A 19,448-nucleotide genomic window follows, 5' to 3' on the forward strand; every position below is an offset into this window, starting at 1 on the left:
TTTCCTTTACCAATGTATTATGAATAAAATAGATACAGGGAATCGGAAGGATTTAACTTTACTAGGGTTAACTGATTTACAAACGATTCTGCTCTTCTGTTCTAGTGGGTTGATTACTGCTTTTGACTTTCTGATTTCCAAAATGATACCGCAGCGTCAGATTTACTTTTCTGGTATCCCGATAGTCCCTATAAAAATTATTTTGATCGCCGTACTTGGATGATATCGTCATTTTCTCTGTTTTGAAAATATCTATAAATGATAGATTTACTTCAAATTTCTTTTTAAAGAATTTTCGATTTGTCATCACATAGGTACTTGAATACCCTGTAATATGAAATGGCCCCTGTATCGTGGGCGATGTAAATGTATTACCCAGTTCAAGGTTCCAACCGGCATCCTTATTCAGCACATAGTTGGTGCTTACGTTTCCGTTGCCGATATACACATCATTCTTGTGCAATATGTCATCAGTACCCATAAAGTAATTCTGGTTATACATCCCCTCTAGCTGCAGATTCAATCCCCAGCGGCCGGTCAGCTGAAAACTCTTTCCTAAGTCTATCCCTGCCCCTTGTCCTTTCTTGATATTGGTATATTGGAAAATAAGTTGGTGATTGTTGTTATCTTGGCGGGAAATTTCCATATTGGGCCACTTTTCAAATCGGTAGAAGAGATCGATATTCCAGTTGTTTTTTGTCCAGGTCAGATTCAGGTTATGAACGATCGTCGCCCTTAAACGTGGGTCTCCCTGAAAATAAGAAAAACGATTGTAATAGGATTTTGCGGGATTAAGCCAAGAGTAAGAAGGTCGGCTGATACGCTTCCCATAGGAAAAACCAAACTGCTGATCGTCAGTCAAGGCATATTGCATGTAAAATGTCGGAAAGAGCACAAAATAATCACGCTTATTGATATCAGTTGGTTCGGATACAATACCTTCCAAATCGGTATATTCTCCCCTTAAACCTGCTTTCCAGCTCCATTTTTTCCAGGCATAGTCCAATGAGCCATACAAAGCCACATTACGTTCTTTGTAATCAAACACACTACTCTTATCAGGCCTTTGCTCGAGCTCTCCTGATTCATCATCAAAGAAAGCAAGGGTACTCGTCGTTTTCACATCGCTAAATTTTCCACCAAACTCCATCCCCAGCTTCCTTATTTTTCCGGTGAAATCTATCTGGGAAGAAAAAAGCCGATTTTTATTTCCATTATTACTAATAAATCGGGTATCTGTCGGTTCCTCCCCCTTAAATCGCAGCGCTGTCAGTACATCCTGATCATTTGTCGAATGATTGTCAGTGAAGTAGGATGACCAATTTATGCTCCACCTGGAATTAAGCTTCTTTGTTACCTGAAGGTAGAGGTTATTCGTTTTTGTCGACCGTTGATGATCATTGGTGGTAAAATAACTAGACTCCTGTACATGATTTTTATCGTATATAATGGTGGGCACTTCATAAATACCATAGGTTTTCGGTCCGTAATAACCATTTAGCCCAGCATTAACCGTCCAGGTTGTATCGGGTGTATAGTCTATCGAAAATACATAGCTGTTCTGACTGTTATTGGTATCAAATCGATCCATGACACCTTCCCATGAGGTTTGCTCATTCGGATAATATACATAATTCGTTTCATAGCGTGCGTAGGTCCCTCGTCCGAAATTATAAGTACCACGAAGATTGAATTTTTCATCTTTATAATACTGGGTCAGTCCAAACAGTTGCTTCCAGGTACTGCTTTTTTCGGCCAATGCAACCACCGTGCCTCTAAAGCCATATAGGTTGGATTTGGAAAGTTTAATATTGATAATCGTGCTTCCCTCAGCTTCATATTTTGCAGGTGGATTGGTAATAACCTCTATCGATTGCACGTCGCTACCTGCTGTATTCTCCAGATAGGTTTTCAGTTCGTCCCCCGTGAGCATCACTTTGCGGTCATTAATGAGGACAACAATATTTTTGTTTCCACGGACCATTAAATCCGCACCATTCACCATCACTAAGGGTGTACGCTTCAAAATATCCCAGCTATTCAGTGCTGAAAGATTGGAATTTTGAACGTTAAATTCCAAGCGGTCCAACTTACGGATCAATCGGGGAGCTCGACCCACGACCTGCGCTTCTTCGAGTACCTTTGCTTCAGGAAGAAGTTCAAGTAACAAAGGGCAAGAAATGGTATCGCTGCGAAAAAAAAGTTCCTGAGACTTGAAGTTCAGATAGGTTGTCCGTAGATAGTATCCACTAGGATGATCCAGCGTAAGTATAAACTTTCCAAAATGGTCAGTCTTTACTTCACGGATCTCTTGATAGTTGCTATCCAATAGCATAACGGTCGCTCCCGCCAGCACAATTTTGTTTGCATCCTGTACTTGTCCCCCGATTTGTTTAATCTGTGCCGAAAGCAACAGGGGGAAAGCCAGAAAAAATAGGATCAATTTCATGTACAAATAATTAGTCTTTTAATTCTAGTATAGCTTATCCGCATTATTCTATTTGACAATCGCGGCCATTTCATACTGATATGCTATGCTTCAAAAGTGTCTATAGTGACGGCAAATAATGGTTAATAAAGGGTTAATACTGGGTTAAGGTATATTATCTTAGCCCTCAGCAGTTATATTTGTATATGGAATTGAAGCCCAAAAGTTATATCGTTCTCTTTACATTATTTTTTGCCGTTCTTATCGGCATACAGAGCTATCAATTACACAACACCTATCAGCTCAAACAACGCGATATTTTTACCACGGTGAAAAATAAGCTGAGCAAGCTCCATGAAAATGATAGGCTTTTTGATGATGATTTAATGAGCAAAGACATTGCAAGAGATTACTACATCAAATTGGTTAAACATGAGATAACGGCCGAAAAATTAAAGGAGTTATACCGCACAAACGCCCATAAAACATCCCAAAAGCTTACACGATACGTCGACAGCTTATTTAAACCCTTGGGAATGGATGTTATCCTGAAAAAGGAAATTTTGGGTATCTACTTTAAGAACCTAGAAAAACAGATTGCGGCTGGTCCAATCACGGTTTACATAACGAATGGGACATTTCGTCAGCCTGTAGAACTCTCTTCAAGCGAGTGGATAACAGAAAAAACGGAAACACAGAAAGTCAAAGACAGTATCCAAAGCAGGGAGATCTTGTACACCTTTTTTGTTCACCGGAAGACTTCCTTTGAGGTGACAAATCTCAACTGGATATTGTTCAGGGAACTCACTTCGCTTCTACTGAGCACCCTATTTATTCTGGCCGCTTTTCTTTGGCTTTTTTATAGAACCATTCAGAATCTCCGAAAACAGCAGAAACAGATCACTGTACTGCACGATGTCGTCGACAATATTTCACATGAACTCAAAACACCTATTGCAACCCTGAAAATTGCTGCTAAAACACTTCGGAAATCAACAGACGAAAGCATTATAACCGTCATTGAACGACAAGTAAATCGCTTGGAACAAACCCTTGATCCACTTAACGAAAATCTTCAAACTATTGATCAGCCTCCTGTTAAAAGCACAGAACTACAAGCTATTTTCGACGATTTTCAACTGACCAACTCCGCTATTGCATTCCAATTAAGTCTCTTGCCTGACGGCAAACTATGCCTGAGCCCAAATGATGCGACAACACTATTTCAGAACCTGATGAACAATGCCGTAAAATATGGTGCAACTTGGATTAATATCTCTTTTGAGGATCAGAAAGGCAAACTCTCGGTTTATATACAGGATAACGGTTACGGCATGGAGGAGTCCGAGCTACCCTATATTTTCGACAAGTTTTACCGCATCCAAAAAGACAATATTCACGACACCAAAGGCCTGGGAATAGGTCTTTTCCTTGTAAAAAAAATCGTCGATCGTTATCACGGACAACTTACTGTAACCAGCGAACCCAATGTCGGGACTACGTTTAAAATCCAGCTGCCGCATGCGCTTGTCCCATCATCGGAAATATGACCAAAAACAAGGATAAGCTGTGAAAAGACAATAGACGGCCATAGACTAAAGTATTTATATTAACTCAACTACTGAAAACAAAAATGAATAAAATATTACTCGTTGAAGACGATCCCGATTTTGGTTTTATGCTTAAGCAATACCTTGAGCTATCCACATTTGCCATAGACTGGATAGCACAGCCCAATGATCTTACGGAAAATTTCCAGCAGCTAGCCGATTACGATCTGGTTATACTGGATGTTATGCTTCCTCAAATCAGTGGTTTTAGCCTCGCCAAAGAAATCAATGCACTATACCCTACTTTACCCTTTATCTTTTTAACAGCCAAAGAGCAAAAAATAGATAAGCTCACGGGACTAAAAATCGGTGCCGATGATTATGTCACTAAACCTTGTGATCCCGAGGAACTATTGCTTCGCATACAAAATATATTAAAGCGGAATCAGAAAAATAGTACTCCAAAATCGATCGCCATCGGGAGCTATCTATTCCATCCTGAACAATTATTATTAAGCCATGCTTCGAAACAATATAAGCTCACTGAACGTGAAGCCCAACTTCTCCTCTTTCTATGGCAACACAATGATCAGCTTGTCACGCGTGAAGAAATCCTTGAAAAAGTATGGGGAAATGCAGATTTCTTCACAGGAAGGAGCATGGATGTCTTTATTACCCGGATCCGCAAATATTTAAGCCTGGATCCTAATCTGAGCATCAGTTCGAATAGAGGTGTCGGATTTACGATTCAATTTTAAGAGTTATCCAGCAATCTCTTCCTTCCGTTTGTTCCATAATTTCTCTGCCCAACGGCCGACAAACCAAAAGGACACGGCCAAAATTAAAAAGAACACTGCTCTATTGATATTATCCCAGAGATACTCGACATAGCGGGTATAGATATTGAGCACTAAAAATACAAAGCCTACTTCTCTGCTGACGTTATCTTTCGCTTTTAAGCCGTAGACAACCAGGAATACCGACACGGCAGTGGATAAAATACCCCAGTAGAACATATGGTATTGACGTACAGTCGTCCATTCATAGAAATCAGCATAATTTCCAAAAATAGAAAGGGTCCACAAGGATACCATCAGATAGATCAATCCCACAATATAACTGATGGGCTGAAAGATTTGTAGCCTTTCAAACCTGGGTTGAACCCAAACAGCCAACGCGGTTATCAGTGCCCCAAAAATGGTAAAACGCAGCGGATAGTTCATCCCCCAAAACTTAAATCCCCAATTGCTATGGTAGGCGGTCTCGGTCGCAAACCATACGCCCAAGGCCAAAAGCATAAACGTCCAAATCAGCTTACTCTCGAGCTTGACGGCAAGAAAGCCATAAATCGCCACGGAGAGTAAAAATAACAGGGAATAGTGCATCGTATCTTTATCCAATACTTTACCCATAAACCCGATACAGGCCGCAGTTCCGAAAACTCCAATCAGCATCATGGTTTCCGTAGATAGATTTTTATAAGGATAGCGTTTCTTATACCGAAAACCCAGCGTATAGAATAATACAGCCACGGCAGCGAAAAAGAAGCAAAATAGGATATTAGGTGCTTCGTAGAGTGTATCCACAAAGGCCAAGAATGATGCATCTGTAAACAACGAAAAGACAGCGAAGACCAGAGATGCCAAGGCAATCCAAAAGGCATATCTAGCCAGTTGTCCCCAATCAAAACTTTTCACGTCTAAACTATCCATCAGCTCGTTCGCTTTTTGCTCATCTAATAAGTTCTCTTTCTTCCAAAATTGGACAATATCGTCGATCGATTGTTTCTCTTGTTTGCTGACGTCGTATTTTCGCATAAATTTAGATTTACTGTGCAAGGTACATTATTTTTTTAAATCACTTGTATATCACATTTTGTTCCAAAAGTCAGAAATGCTCGCATAATTCCTTTAAAATCTGTAATTTTGCATGTTTTGCATTTAATCCCTCACACGGGACCTTAAGGAGTTTTCATGGCAGTAAAAAGAAGCCCAGATTTGGGCGAACAAAGTGAAGTTCAGGTATTTGGAGCGCGTGCGCATAATCTAAAAAATATAGATGTTTCTTTTCCGAGAAATGAATTGGTTGTTATCACAGGTTTAAGTGGCAGCGGAAAGTCTTCCTTGGCTTTTGACACCATTTATGCCGAAGGACAACGTCGGTATATGGAGACATTCAGTGCCTACAGCCGTCAGTTTTTGGGAGGCATGGAACGTCCGGATGTGGACAAGATATCGGGCTTAAGTCCAGTGATCTCCATTGAACAGAAAACCACCAGCAAAAACCCGAGGTCCACTGTTGGGACCATTACTGAGGTGTATGACTTTATGCGTCTACTATTTGCCCGAGCAGGAGAAGCTTTCTCCTATGTGACTGGGAAGAAAATGGAGCGTATGTCGGACGATCAGGTTATCGAACGGATTTTGACTGAGTTTGAAGGACAGGCACTGAACATCCTGGCACCAGTGGTTAAGGGGCGTAAAGGCCACTACCGTGAGTTGTTTGAACAAATCCGTAAGCAAGGCTATGTGAAAGTACGTGTGGATGGAGAAATATTGGACCTTGTTCCAAAAATGCAGGTTGACCGCTACAAAATACACGATATTGAAATCGTCGTAGATCGTCTGAAAGTAGAGCGTGAAGATAAAAAGCGCTTACAAACTTCCGTGATGCAGGCGATGAAAACAGCGAAAGGTATCATCAAGGTCTCCACGAAAGATAATCAGGAGCAATTCTATAGCCGTTATCTCATGGATGCCGAATCGGGGATCTCTTATGATGAGCCACAGCCAAATACCTTCTCATTCAATTCCCCATACGGTGCGTGTCCGACATGTGATGGTTTGGGCTATATTTTTGAAATTGATAAGAATGCCGTTATCCCGGATAAAAAACTAAGTATTCAAAAAGGTGGTTTGGCCCCTTTGGGACCTACCCGGGAAAATTGGACTTCGGAAGTATTGAAAGCTGTCGCAAAAAAATTAGATTTTACCATTACAACACCGCTTGAAAAACTAACTGAAGAACAGATTGACCAGCTTTTATTTGGCAATAAGGAAGAGCCTATCGTTGTCACCGTATCTTATGGAAGTTATGGCACACGTGAATATCGTGTTGAATTTGAAGGAATCTTTAAGATGCTGGAAGAGTTTTCGGGAAAATCATCGGATGAGGCACCTTCTTTAGATGACTTCAGAACGAAAGTGACCTGTCCAACCTGTGCGGGAGCGCGTCTGAAAAAAGAATCTTTACATTTTAAAATTGCGGATAAAAACATCCATGAGCTCTCAACGATGGACATTACATCCATCAAAGAATGGTTTGATCAGGTAGAAAGCAAACTTGATGAACGCCAGCTCATTATTGCAACAGAGATTTTAAAGGAAATCCGCGCACGTTTAGGCTTCCTGCTGGATGTCGGCCTAAATTACTTGACCTTGGACCGTACAGCTAAAACACTTTCGGGTGGTGAAGCACAGCGGATCCGTTTGGCCACACAGATTGGTTCCCAACTGGTGAATGTACTTTATATTCTGGATGAACCGAGTATTGGGCTCCATCAGCGGGATAACGAACGTTTGATCAATGCGCTTAAAAACCTACGCGATATTGGCAATTCGGTCCTTGTTGTGGAACATGACAAAGACATGATCCTACATGCCGACCATGTTATCGACATGGGACCTGCTGCAGGCGTTCATGGTGGGACTGTGGTTGCCGAAGGTACACCAACAGAAATCCTAAAATCGAACTCTTTAACAGCAGCTTACCTCAACGGGACAAAAGAGGTTAAGATTCCCGAGAAACGCCGTGAGGGCAATGGAAAAACATTGTCATTACATGGAGCAACCGGACATAACTTAAAAAATCTGTCTGTCTCTTTTCCATTAGGAAAACTCATTGTTGTATCGGGTGTTTCAGGTTCGGGTAAATCAAGCCTAATCACAGGTACTTTATACCCGATTTTGAATAAACATTTTTTCAGAGCCAAAGCAATTCCACTTCCTTTCAAAAAAATTGAAGGGTTAGAACATATTGACAAAGTCATCGAGATCGACCAAAGTCCTATCGGCCGTACACCACGGTCCAACCCTTCGACCTATACCGGTGTATTTTCGGATATCAGAACCTTGTTTGTTCAACTTCCAGAAGCTAAGATCAGAGGCTATAAACCAGGAAGATTTTCCTTTAACGTCAAAGGTGGTCGTTGTGAAACCTGTCAGGGAGCCGGGCTGAAAGTCATCGAAATGAATTTCCTTCCCGATGTACAGGTTCCTTGTGAAACATGTCACGGAAAACGCTACAACCGAGAAACTTTAGAGGTACGCTACAAAGGAAAATCCATTTCCGATGTACTTGATATGAGCATCAACGATGCTGTGGATTTCTTCGAAAATGTACCGAGTATTTACCGAAAGATCAAAACACTGCAGGATGTAGGTTTGGGTTATATCACCTTAGGACAGTCCTCCACAACCTTATCGGGAGGTGAGGCACAACGGGTAAAATTGGCTACTGAACTTTCTAAAAAAGACACTGGAAATACATTCTATATCCTTGATGAACCGACAACAGGTCTTCACTTTGAAGATGTCAATGTCCTTATGGGCGTTATCAATCGTCTGGTCGAGCGCGGGAATACCATTTTGATTATTGAGCATAACCTTGATGTCGTTAAATCGGCCGATTGGGTCATTGATATCGGTCCCGAAGGTGGCAAAGACGGCGGGCAGGTTCTATTTGAAGGAACACCTGAAAACTTAATTAAAAATAATAAAAGCGAAACAGCACGTTTCTTAAAATTGGAAATGTAATGCCTTTGAAACGGCAGCCGCGAAGTATTATGTTTCACGGCTGCTGTTTGCCCGGGATGGCTCGGTTATTGCGCAGGAATGTTTTCCAACTCCTTGGGCTTTGTCTTACAGGGGCAATAGATATCGCACACTGACGTTGACGGCCGAGGAATAGGACACAACTATTTATCAATGCCATCCATTTTCATTTGTATAAATGAACACATTAAAGGTTTTTGCTTTTAAAGAACATACGGAATGTCCAGTTGATTTTCATCAGTGTTTATACGCTGTAAATATGGATATTTCTTAACTTTGTATTATATGTCGGATATTATTCAATTACTTCCAGATAATGTTGCTAATCAGATTGCGGCGGGAGAAGTGGTGCAGCGACCAGCGTCTGCCATTAAAGAATTGATTGAGAATGCTATTGATGCTGGAGCTGACAAAATAAAACTTATTGTTAAAGATGCAGGCAAGTCATTGATCCAGGTCATTGACAATGGCTGTGGCATGAGCGTAACTGATGCTCGTCTTTGTTTTGAACGTCACGCAACATCGAAAATTCGTAAGGCTGAAGACTTATTCGCTATCCGTACGATGGGTTTCCGTGGTGAAGCAATGGCATCCATTGCTGCGATTGCACAGGTAGAGCTCAAAACACGCCGCATTGAAGATGAACTGGGTACAGTTGTTGAGATAGAGGGATCAAAAGTTGTCAACCAATACCCGGAAGCTGTTGCTGCCGGAACAAATATTTTAGTTAAAAATCTTTTTTACAATATTCCTGCGCGAAGGAACTTCCTAAAGAGCAACTCGGTAGAAATGCGTCATATTATTGATGAATTTCAACGTATTGCCTTATCAAATCCACAGATTTTCCTAACCCTACATAGCGACGGAAATGAGATCTACCATTTGCCGGCTGAGACGCTGAAACAACGTATTGTCCATATTTTTGGCAACAATTACAATCAGCGACTTGTCCCGGTGGAAGAAGATACGTCCATCATCAAGGTAGAAGGTTTTGTTGGGAAACCTGAATTTGCAAAAAAAACACGTGGTGAACAGTTTTTCTTTGTCAACAAACGCTTTGTACGTGATCCATACCTGCACCATGCAGTCATGAATGCTTATGAAGATATTTTACAGGCCGAAACATTCCCTTTCTATGTATTATTTATCGACATAGATCCTGCACGCATCGATATCAACGTACACCCTACCAAGACCGAAATTAAGTATGAAGACGATAAGGCTATTTACGCCATTATCCGTTCAGCCGTAAAAAGATCGTTGGGACGGTACAATATCATGCCATCTTTGGATTTTGAACAGGAAACAAGCTTCACCAATCTTATTACAAAAAAGGCATTGGATGAAATTATCGTTCCAACGGTAACTTTTAATCCAGACTTCAATCCATTTGATACAGACAAATCGAAATCCAATTCGAGCTACACCCGTTCAGAAAGCTACGCTGAAGGACTTAACAAGAAAACAGGTGGCATACCTAGCAATTGGGATTCCCTGTACCAAATCGTCGAAGAGGAGGAATCTGTTCAGCTGCCATTGCATGCGGAGCCGGAATTGCATACGGATAGCTCACAGGTCATTCAGGTGGAGGATAAGTCATCCTCAAAGCTCTTTTTTCAGCTCCATAATAAATATATTGTCTCTCAGATTCACTCTGGATTTATTCTAATTGATCAACAGGCTGCACATGAACGTATTCTCTTTGAGCAATTTCTTGCGCAACTGGACCAACATAAAGGGCTGAGTCAGCAAAGTTTGTTTCCACAGACTTTGGACCTAAATGCTGCAGATAATGAATTAATGAAAGATCTCCTGGAAGACATCAATGGCTTAGGCTTTCAAATTCGTGAATTTGGAAAAAATTCCTATATTATTGACGGAATTCCTGCAGACTTAGGGACAGGGTTCGACGAAATAAAGATGATTGAGAAAATATTGGAGGATTACAAAAACAATCAATCTGAGTATAAGCTCGCTAAGCGCGAAAATCTTGCAAAAAGCCTTGCCCGTAATGCGGCCATTAAACCTGGTACCGCGTTGGACAATACAGCAATGGCAGAGCTTGTGGACAGACTATTTGCCTGTCACTCACCCAATATCTCCATCTATGGCAACCCTGTGATTGTAACATTTACATTGCAAGAATTAGCGGAAAAATTTGGCAAAAATTAGAAGATAAAATATATGTTTCCACAACTGACACCTGTTATCAAGAATTTATTGATCATCAATATCATATTTTATATTGGATCACAACTTGTACCTGTAGCATATGATTATCTTGCGGTCTATTATCCGGACTCCCCTTATTTTAAAATTTGGCAGGTGATCACGCATATGTTTATGCACGACAAGAACAATATTAGCCATATCTTCTTCAATATGTTTTCCCTGGTCATGTTCGGTCCTATGATTGAGCAGGTCCTTGGTTCAAAACGTTTTTTAAATTTCTACCTGGTTTCGGGAATCGGTGCCTGGTTTCTTTATACAGCTGTAAATGGTATACAACTCTATAATGCGACAGGTTCTTTCGCTCCACTTCACGGCATAAGCGGAAACGAACTTATTGCCATGGCCAATACCGGAAATAATGAAGCACTAACCTACCTCATTCCGATGTTGGGGGCCTCAGGAGCCATTTATGGTGTTCTATTAGCATTTGCCTACCTTTTTCCAAACATACCGCTTCAATTTTTGTTTATTCCTGTACCAGTCAAAGCAAAGTATATGATCGGTGGATTCATCCTCATCGAAATTTATATGAGTTTGTCTAGACCAGGGGATTCTGTGGCTCACCTGGCTCATGTCGGTGGTGCACTATTTGGCTATCTACTGCTTAAACTGTGGAAGATTAGAAAAGGAATTTATTAATATCGTGCGCAATGAATAACATCGGTTTAAAAGATTTTTGGAGACAAACCTATAAAACTGGATCGCCCGTACCTTTGGTGATCAGTATTCAGGTCTGTTTATTTGTCCTCATTTATTTTTTAGACCTGCTCTTCGAATTAAAAATTGTACCACAAAGCTTTTTGGAGCCTACGGTGCGTCTATTAAGTTTACCGAGTAATTTCTCAAGCTTTATTGCACAACCCTGGTCATTGGTTACATCGAATTTCGTTTACGTCAAGCTCTGGACCATACTTTTTGATAGTCTCTGGCTCTATTGGGTCGGTCAGATCTTCTTTACCTTCTTAAACAAACGGCAATTTCTATTTGTCTATATCGCCTCATGGCTGCTCGGCAGCGTGCTCTATATGGGCTTTGGGTCACTTATTCCCATGCCAAGTAACTTACAGCTTATGGGAGGTTCTCTTCCCCTGGCAGCGGTATTAGCCGCGATTGTGACTTTGGTTCCCAAGTACGAATTACGCTTTCTCCTTATTGGTACTGTTAAGCTAAAATTAGTGGCTATTATTTATTTTGGATTGGAATTCCTTACCCTTACGATGACCAATCGACCTGCTGCCATTTCGTATTTTGCAGTTATACTTTTTGGAATGGGATTCACTTATGCGCTAAAATCGGGAATGGACTGGTCTACGATTTTTCAGAAAAAACAACAGAAGCCTGCAAAAATGAAAGTCGTTGTAGGTAACAATATTCCGACAAATCGGAAACATCGTTATGACTTACCCAATCAGGACGAAATCGATGCTATCTTAGATAAAATTTCTGTTTCTGGCTACGACAGTCTAACGAACCATGAAAAAGAAACGCTCTTTAGGGCAAGCAATAGTGGTGACAAGGTTGATGGATAAAAGGACATTTTTAAGAAGAAAACTGGGCTTTATAAGTAAAACAATGTTCCTGGCAAATATGCTTGCGATCGTTGCATTACTTATGAGCTATTCGGCGACCTTCATTAATCCTAAATCTTTTTGGCCCATTGCATTTATGGGCCTGGGCTACCTTCCAATTCTCCTTATCAATATTGGATTTATCTTTTACTGGCTACTCCGCAAACGAAAAATTGCACTTTATTCACTCGTAACAATCCTCATTGGATGGCCTTTTTTAACTAAACATTGGAACATTCGCAAAGAGAATGCCCCTGTATCCTCCGAGACACGTACCCTGCGCATCATGACCTTCAATGCTCATTTGTTCAAAAAAGTAAACGATGAGAAAAAAAACTTTAAAGCCGACGTTGTCCGAATTATTGACAGCATATCTCCCGATGTGATCTGCTTTCAGGAATATATTAGCAAGATCAAAGGAAAACATGTGTTCTCCGAAGAATTCAAGGATAAACTGGGCTATGATTATTTTTTCTTTGAACCTAGCTCTAAAAACGATTACGAGGCTTATGGAATGGCTGTCCTGTCCCGCTTCCCAATCTATGATTCAGGTACCATCAGAGACAACGATTACGGAATCAACCGGATTAGTTATGTAGATATCAAAAAACAGGATACACTGATTCGCATCTATAATATACATCTCCGTTCTTTTGCGCTTCAAAATGAAGACAAGGAATTTATCCAAAATCTGTCCAATAATAATGAATCGGATAATTCGAGGACACGTAAATTGAGCCGCAAACTTAAGAATGCCTTCGAGCTTCGTAGCGAACAGGCGCATTCGTTAAAGAAACACATGAATGAATGTCAATATCCTTATATTGCCGTAGGTGATTTCAATGATACTCCAATGAGCTACTCGGTCAATCTAATTGGAGACGGGCTGTACAATGCATTTAAGGAGAAAGGTAATGGCTGGGGAGTAACCCATCATGCCCTCCTTCCGATATTCCAGATCGATTATATTTTTGCCAGTCCGAAATTTCAGGTGATGAACTATCAGATTGTCAAACAGAAATTGTCGGATCATTATCCTGTATGGTCTGATCTTAGACTTAAACCTTAGGCATTTGATAGCCCAACGTTTTAAGACCTATTTCAATAAATTTATCTCTTCGGTTTTTGATTTTGTAATACGCTTCACGACCAAAATAATATCGACCTACCAAGGCCTCGATATCGGATTGAATTAAATCATGTAAGTTTTTTGCTTCTTTGGCTGTGACCGCGATCCGCTTTTGACTATTAAGATATGAAATGAATAAATCAAATTCTGTTGCTGGCAAGTGATAGCCACTAATAAAATTCTCGATAGAATATGCCGGCAGATGTTTCGTAAAGCGATCATAAACAAACTCTTCGATCGCATTGGAATGAAATATCTCGCGATACTTGGCACTGGTTTCATTGGTGTCAATCGGGATGGTTACATCCGGAAGAATACCGCCACCACCGAAGACAAGCTTTCCTTTGCTGGTTGTAAACATTTCTTTTTGGCTGAATTCGGTATCCATTGTCCATAGATCGAAGCCTGTCATGTATTTTGCTGCATCAAAATTCGCCCGTGCATATTTTCGCTGAATACATCTTCCAAGCGGTGTATAGTAGCGAGCCACAGTCAGATTGATTGCAGAACCGTCTGAAAAATCAAATTGCTCTTGCACCAAACCTTTGCCATAGGATCTGCGGCCGACAATAGTTGCCCGATCCAAATCCTGAAGAGCACCGCTCAGTATTTCGCTCGCTGATGCTGTACTTTCATTGATCAGCACAATGACCCGGCCATCACCAAAATCGCCCGCCTTCTCAGAATAGAAATCCTGGCGCAGTTCATTCGCACCCTCGGTATACATCAACAGTCTCTTTTCTTTGAAAAATTGACCTGCCAGGTCAATTGCCGTATGTACAAATCCGCCGCCATTATTACGTAGGTCCAAAATAAGATCTTGAGCTCCGCTTTTTCGTAAGTCAATGAGTGACTGCCTGAATTCATCTGCTGTCTTATGTCCAAATCTTCGAATTTTCACATAAGCTGTTTTCGGAGCGATCATATACGATGCATCTAAACTCGAAACATTTACCTGATCACGAATGACTTTTATTGGATTGCCCAATACCTCTCCATTGCGTTGAATGGAGATCAATACAGCTGTTCCTTTCTTTCCGCGGATCAGTTTTTCAATTTCGGATTCGGCAACCTTTCTTCCGACAAGATCCTTATTTCCGATCTTTAAAATGCGGTCGCCAATACGCATACCTGCTTTTTCAGCGGGACCTGCTGCAACCATCCCAACAACAAGTAGCGTATCTTTCAGGCGAAAATACTCTACTCCGATACCATCAAATGTTCCCTCAAGAGTTTCCTGCTTTGCAAGCACTTGATTGGGTTTCAAAAAGGTGGAAAAGGGATCCAGGCGGGAAACAACATGCTCGATGGCTTCATCCTGCACGGTGTCTATACTGACATTGTCGACGTAATTCTCGGAAATTAATTGAATGAGATATTGTAATTTATCAGAATTGCCATTGGAGCGCAAACTTGAAAAGGTTGTTTTCTGGTTACTTCCCTGTTCCTCGGCATAATTTTGTCCCAACAGCAAGCCGAGAAGCAATACTGCAGCATATGTAGCGGCTACAAAAATATTTCGTTTAATACTTTTCTGCATGGGAAATCTTCATGAATTACCGAAGATGAGACAAACTATTCAACAATTAATTACTTTATCAAAAATAGCAAGTTTATTCGGTTAAACGAGTTTTTGAACCCATATTTTTACATTAAAAACAAAAAGTTCACGTCATTGTTTTGGTCAGGAAACAAAGCTGTCCATGATTAAAAGTCTTTATCAAAAATCATAACCAAACAGTTCGTAGGAGTGCCAAACATTTAATTTCAACAGATGACAATGATCCCTATAATTTAACTTGCAAATTCGCGTAAATTTATCTTAGTTTGAATTGAAAAAGATTCCACTTTATGCACGAAATCGAACCTTATTACAATTGGCGGGACTATTACATTGCCGCTGAAGATGAACAATCCCCATTTTATGGTACAGTCTACAGCGAATTCGATTTTGACAAACAGATCTATAATTTTCTTTTGCACCCACAATGGGATGAATTCGGTTCGCTTACCTTATATCTGAAAATACTGTTTGTAGACTATGAGAAACAGTACTGTATTATCGAACTGATTGGTGAATGGAATGATGCAATCTACAATGACATCATGTTGCTCAAGCGAGAGATTATCGATGTATTGATCAGTCAAGGGATCAAGTATTTTATTCTAATTGGAGAGAATGTACTGAATTTTCATGCTTCAGACGACTCTTACTATGAGGAATGGTTTCAGGATATCGAGGACGGATGGATTGCGGGCATTGGTTTCCGAGAGCATGTTATTGAAGAATTCCAACAGCAAAATATAGATTATTACATTAATTTCGGTGGTACATTGAACGTAATTCCCTGGCGGACGTTAAAACCGAAACAGGTTTTCCATCATGTGAATGATTCCTTGACAAAACGTCTTGGTTTTTAAAACCTGCTTATTGTGTCTTTATGCTTTAATCCTTGTTCTTTACTGTATTATCCTGTAACTTTGTGAGTGATGTATAATGTGCTTTGCACATATGCTTTTAATTTTTACGTTTTACTTATACTTACATACTATGTCATTCAGAATTGAAAAAGACACAATGGGTGAAGTTCAAGTACCTGCAGACAAATACTGGGGTGCACAAACAGAGCGTTCACGCAACAACTTTAAAATCGGACCGGCAGCTTCAATGCCACACGAAATCGTCGCAGGCTTTGCTTATTTGAAAAAAGCAGCTGCTTATGCTAACCACGAGTTGGGGGTATTACCTGTAGAGAAACGTGATGCGATCGCTACAGTATGTGATGAGATCTTGGCAGGTAAATTGGATGATCAATTTCCATTGGTTATTTGGCAAACGGGCTCGGGTACACAATCCAATATGAATGTGAACGAGGTTGTCGCAAACCGTGCACAAGTATTGGCTGGACATAAAATTGGTGAAGGTGAACCTGTATTAAAAGCAAATGATGATGTAAACAAATCACAATCATCTAACGATACTTTCCCTACAGGAATGCATATTGCGGCTTACAAAGCTGTTGCTGAAGTTACCATTCCAGGTGTAGAAAAATTGCGTGACACATTGGCGAAAAAAGCTGAGGAGTTTAAAAGCGTGGTTAAAATTGGCCGTACACACTTAATGGATGCTACCCCATTGACTTTAGGTCAAGAGATTTCAGGTTATGTTGCTCAATTGAACCATGGTCTGAAAGCTTTAAGAAATACACTTTCGCATTTGTCAGAACTTGCATTGGGTGGTACTGCTGTAGGTACAGGATTAAATACACCAAACGGCTATGACGTTGTCGTTGCTAAATATATCGCTGAATTTACCGGCCTACCTTTCGTAACCGCTGAAAATAAATTTGAGGCATTGGCTGCTCACGACGCAATCGTTGAAACACACGGTGCATTGAAGCAATTGGCTGTTTCATTAAATAAAATTGCAAATGATATCCGTATGTTGGCTTCTGGCCCACGTTCAGGTATCGGTGAAATCTTGATCCCTGAGAACGAACCAGGATCATCGATTATGCCAGGTAAAGTTAATCCAACGCAATGTGAAGCATTGACAATGGTTGCGGCGCAAGTGATGGGTAATGATGTGGCTATTACAATTGGTGGAACGCAAGGTCACTATGAACTAAACGTGTTCAAACCATTGATGGCCGCAAACTTCTTACAGTCTGCTCGCCTATTGGGTGATGCTTGTGTTTCATTTGAAGAGCACTGTGCAGCTGGTATTGAACCGAACTACAAACGCATCAAAGAATTGGTAGACAACTCATTGATGTTAGTAACGGCACTGAACACAAAAATTGGTTACTACAAATCAGCAGAAATCGCACAAACAGCACATAAAAATGGTACTACGCTTAAAGAAGAAGCCGTACGCTTAGGTTATGTGACTCCTGAAGATTTCGATGCCTGGGTAAAACCAGAAGATATGGTTGGAAGTTTAAAATAAGCTGTGACTTTTATTTCAATAAAAAACATACGAACAAAAACATACCTATTGGCACTTGCCATAGGTATGTTTTTCTTTTTTACTGCCTGCAAATTCAATTCGGATATGCAGAACGAAGGCGCACCCTTTTTACAGGGAGAATGGGTCCAAGACAGTATTCCAGGACAACAGCAGATGATGCAATATACCTTGACCGATTTCAAGTTTACCTGTGATTCTGTTTACGCGACCATGCACGTCAACAATAAGGTACAAACAATTCCGGATAGCTGTTACAAAAATGGATCCTGGACAGAACATGCAAAGGGTATTTATGTTTTGCGTGGAGACTCCATCATTGTCGATGGTATTTATACTAAAGAGAATGGCAAGCAGAAAATTTCAGGCTGCTATCTTTCCGGCCAGTATATCCCCCGCTTTAAAGTTGTTTATCATGCTGCGGATTCGGTGGTACTGGAAAGCAGATTAGATCAACGTCAGATCATCTTAAGAAAGACTAAAAATGTTACTTGTGTCCCTCAAAAAAGGTATCAATAATTTTTAGTACAATCTATTTATTATCTTCGTACCATTATCGTACAACCTCAACCTTAAAATACAATGAACAAAGGAATTATCGCTTTGGCATTTGGCGGACTTGCCATCGGAATGACCGAATTCACGATGATGGGTATCCTGCCTGATATTGCCAAAGATCTTCATATCGAGATCCCTACTGCCGCGCACCTGATTGCACTATACGCACTGGGTGTTGTTGTAGGTGCCCCAACATTAGTCCTATTTACGGGAAAATATCCGCCAAAGAAGGTATTACTTTTTTTAATGTTGCTCTTCTTTATTTTCAACGGCCTATTTAGTATTGCTCCAGGTCAATTTTTGATCAGCCTCTCCCGTTTTATGGCGGGGTTTCCGCATGGTGCATTTTTTGGTGTTGGATCTGTTGTTGCTGCTCGGTTGGCACCAAAGGGAAAAGAAGCCCAGGCTATATCTATCATGTTTACAGGAATGACCATTGCCAATTTGGCTGGAGTACCGCTAGGAACCTACCTCGGCCATCATTATTCATGGCGTTTGACGTATGGTATCATCAGTATATTGGGGTTAATCACTTTTGCAGCAATTTATGCTTGGATGCCAAAAATTGAAGCTTCCAAAGGGAATAACATCTTTAGCCAGCTCAACTTCTTCAACAAAAAAATTGCCTGGCTATTAATGGCTATTATCGCCATCGGTACCGGTGGACTTTTTGCATGGATCAGTTACATCGCACCTTTAGTGACCAATGTGTCGGGCATCGCTGCTGATCGCGTACCGTTGATTATGGTCCTGATCGGTGTTGGTATGTTTTTCGGGAATCTTATCGGCGGAAAATTGGCCGATACAATCTCCCCAACCAAAGCTGCGATCGCTAGTTTTTCTGCCATGGCGCTATGCCTTGTGATGGTTTACTTTATATCGCCATTGGGCTGGACTGCTTATCCTTTGGCATTTATTACTGGACTGGTATCCTTCACCATTGGTTCGCCGACACAACTGATGTTAATTCGCGCTTCAAAAGAAGCTGCAACATTGGCTGCGGCAGGTGGCCAGGCTGCCTTTAACCTGGGCAATACCTTAGGTGCATTTTTAGGTGGAATTCCAATAACCTGGGGTTTAGCTTATAACACACCTTCGCTTGTTGGCGTGGGCATGGCGAGCATTGGCGCACTCCTAACGCTGCTGTATTTGAAAGCCTACGACAGTAAAAGTCAATAAAAATA

The 19,448-nt window shown here is 40.8% G+C and carries 14 protein-coding genes; 11 read left to right on the forward strand and 3 right to left on the reverse strand.

Translation table 11 applies throughout. From position 1 onward, the window contains the following. Positions 1–76: 76 nt before the first annotated feature. Positions 77–2,449 carry an outer membrane beta-barrel family protein gene (locus CBM24_RS25065; protein ID WP_088163147.1) on the reverse strand — a complete coding sequence of 791 codons (2,373 nt, stop codon included), beginning with the start codon at positions 2,447–2,449 and terminating at the stop codon, positions 77–79. A 185-nt stretch (positions 2,450–2,634) separates the two neighbouring features. Here CBM24_RS25065 and CBM24_RS25070 point away from each other — a divergent pair, with 185 nt between their 5' ends. Together CBM24_RS25070 and CBM24_RS25075 are read left to right on the forward strand one after the other, a co-directional pair. Then, on the forward strand, positions 2,635–3,978 hold the full coding sequence (locus CBM24_RS25070) for a sensor histidine kinase (protein WP_088163148.1): 1,344 nt from the start codon (positions 2,635–2,637) through the stop codon (positions 3,976–3,978). 83 nt (positions 3,979–4,061) lie between these two features. Then, entirely contained in the window at positions 4,062–4,736 is a 675-nt protein-coding gene (locus tag CBM24_RS25075; RefSeq protein WP_070570249.1) for a response regulator transcription factor, read from the forward strand. 3 nt (positions 4,737–4,739) lie between these two features. Here the strand turns inward: CBM24_RS25075 and CBM24_RS25080 are convergent, their stop codons facing one another. Continuing rightward, the gene (locus CBM24_RS25080; protein ID WP_070570250.1) at positions 4,740–5,795 is read right to left on the reverse strand and encodes a DUF2157 domain-containing protein; all 1,056 of its coding nucleotides are present in this window, start codon (positions 5,793–5,795) and stop codon (positions 4,740–4,742) included. Positions 5,796–5,951: 156 nt separating this feature from the next. Here CBM24_RS25080 and uvrA point away from each other — a divergent pair, with 156 nt between their 5' ends. The 5 genes from uvrA to CBM24_RS25105 all read left to right on the forward strand — a co-directional run bounded on the left by uvrA (position 5,952) and on the right by CBM24_RS25105 (position 13,679). Beyond that, entirely contained in the window at positions 5,952–8,792 is a 2,841-nt protein-coding gene (uvrA, locus tag CBM24_RS25085; protein ID WP_070570252.1) for an excinuclease ABC subunit UvrA, read from the forward strand. 303 nt (positions 8,793–9,095) lie between these two features. Continuing rightward, the gene (mutL, locus tag CBM24_RS25090; RefSeq protein ID WP_088163149.1) at positions 9,096–10,982 is read left to right on the forward strand and encodes a DNA mismatch repair endonuclease MutL; all 1,887 of its coding nucleotides are present in this window, start codon (positions 9,096–9,098) and stop codon (positions 10,980–10,982) included. 12 nt (positions 10,983–10,994) lie between these two features. Next, positions 10,995–11,681 (forward strand): rhomboid family intramembrane serine protease, encoded by a 687-nt coding sequence (locus CBM24_RS25095; protein WP_088163150.1) that lies wholly within the window; start codon positions 10,995–10,997, stop codon positions 11,679–11,681. A gap of 11 nt (positions 11,682–11,692) precedes the next feature. After that, the gene (locus CBM24_RS25100; RefSeq protein ID WP_088163151.1) at positions 11,693–12,571 is read left to right on the forward strand and encodes a rhomboid family intramembrane serine protease; all 879 of its coding nucleotides are present in this window, start codon (positions 11,693–11,695) and stop codon (positions 12,569–12,571) included. Beyond that, positions 12,516–13,679, forward strand: a complete 1,164-nt coding sequence (locus CBM24_RS25105; RefSeq protein ID WP_232475628.1) for an endonuclease/exonuclease/phosphatase family protein — start codon at positions 12,516–12,518, stop codon at positions 13,677–13,679. The genes CBM24_RS25100 and CBM24_RS25105 overlap by 56 nt, the downstream gene beginning before the upstream one ends. On the opposite strand, the gene CBM24_RS25110 is transcribed toward CBM24_RS25105, so the two are convergent. Then, positions 13,669–15,279, reverse strand: a complete 1,611-nt coding sequence (locus CBM24_RS25110; RefSeq protein ID WP_088163153.1) for a S41 family peptidase — start codon at positions 15,277–15,279, stop codon at positions 13,669–13,671. The two genes, CBM24_RS25105 and CBM24_RS25110, sit on opposite strands and share 11 nt — an antisense overlap. Before the next feature lie 311 nt (positions 15,280–15,590). On the opposite strand from CBM24_RS25110, the gene CBM24_RS25115 reads away from it, so the two are divergent. From CBM24_RS25115 to CBM24_RS25130, 4 genes are all read left to right on the forward strand, one after another. Further along, positions 15,591–16,160, forward strand: coding sequence for a hypothetical protein (locus tag CBM24_RS25115; protein WP_075994411.1), 570 nt, complete (start codon positions 15,591–15,593; stop codon positions 16,158–16,160). Between the two features lie 130 nt (positions 16,161–16,290). Continuing rightward, positions 16,291–17,688 carry a class II fumarate hydratase gene (fumC, locus tag CBM24_RS25120; protein ID WP_088163154.1) on the forward strand — a complete coding sequence of 466 codons (1,398 nt, stop codon included), beginning with the start codon at positions 16,291–16,293 and terminating at the stop codon, positions 17,686–17,688. Positions 17,689–17,736: 48 nt separating this feature from the next. Then, the gene (locus CBM24_RS25125; protein ID WP_232475629.1) at positions 17,737–18,225 is read left to right on the forward strand and encodes a fumarate hydratase; all 489 of its coding nucleotides are present in this window, start codon (positions 17,737–17,739) and stop codon (positions 18,223–18,225) included. Between the two features lie 63 nt (positions 18,226–18,288). Continuing rightward, complete coding sequence (locus CBM24_RS25130) at positions 18,289–19,443, forward strand: MFS transporter (RefSeq protein ID WP_088163156.1); 1,155 nt, start codon at positions 18,289–18,291, stop codon at positions 19,441–19,443. Positions 19,444–19,448 lie beyond the last annotated feature (5 nt).

This window comes from Sphingobacterium sp. G1-14 (assembly GCF_002196555.1).
GTDB classification, from domain to species: Bacteria; Bacteroidota; Bacteroidia; order Sphingobacteriales; family Sphingobacteriaceae; genus Sphingobacterium; species Sphingobacterium siyangense.

Excerpts from the sequence above, each read along its gene's own strand:
- CBM24_RS25065 (WP_088163147.1), bottom strand. The coding sequence starts at position 2,449 with ATGAAATTGATCCTATTTTTTCTGGCTTTCCCCCTGTTGCTTTCGGCA.
- CBM24_RS25070 (WP_088163148.1), top strand. The coding sequence starts at position 2,635 with ATGGAATTGAAGCCCAAAAGTTATATCGTTCTCTTTACATTATTTTTT.
- CBM24_RS25075 (WP_070570249.1), top strand. The coding sequence starts at position 4,062 with ATGAATAAAATATTACTCGTTGAAGACGATCCCGATTTTGGTTTTATG.
- CBM24_RS25080 (WP_070570250.1), bottom strand. The coding sequence starts at position 5,795 with ATGCGAAAATACGACGTCAGCAAACAAGAGAAACAATCGATCGACGAT.
- uvrA (WP_070570252.1), top strand. The coding sequence starts at position 5,952 with ATGGCAGTAAAAAGAAGCCCAGATTTGGGCGAACAAAGTGAAGTTCAG.
- mutL (WP_088163149.1), top strand. The coding sequence starts at position 9,096 with ATGTCGGATATTATTCAATTACTTCCAGATAATGTTGCTAATCAGATT.
- CBM24_RS25095 (WP_088163150.1), top strand. The coding sequence starts at position 10,995 with ATGTTTCCACAACTGACACCTGTTATCAAGAATTTATTGATCATCAAT.
- CBM24_RS25100 (WP_088163151.1), top strand. The coding sequence starts at position 11,693 with ATGAATAACATCGGTTTAAAAGATTTTTGGAGACAAACCTATAAAACT.
- CBM24_RS25105 (WP_232475628.1), top strand. The coding sequence starts at position 12,516 with ATGAAAAAGAAACGCTCTTTAGGGCAAGCAATAGTGGTGACAAGGTTG.
- CBM24_RS25110 (WP_088163153.1), bottom strand. The coding sequence starts at position 15,279 with ATGCAGAAAAGTATTAAACGAAATATTTTTGTAGCCGCTACATATGCT.
- CBM24_RS25115 (WP_075994411.1), top strand. The coding sequence starts at position 15,591 with ATGCACGAAATCGAACCTTATTACAATTGGCGGGACTATTACATTGCC.
- fumC (WP_088163154.1), top strand. The coding sequence starts at position 16,291 with ATGTCATTCAGAATTGAAAAAGACACAATGGGTGAAGTTCAAGTACCT.
- CBM24_RS25130 (WP_088163156.1), top strand. The coding sequence starts at position 18,289 with ATGAACAAAGGAATTATCGCTTTGGCATTTGGCGGACTTGCCATCGGA.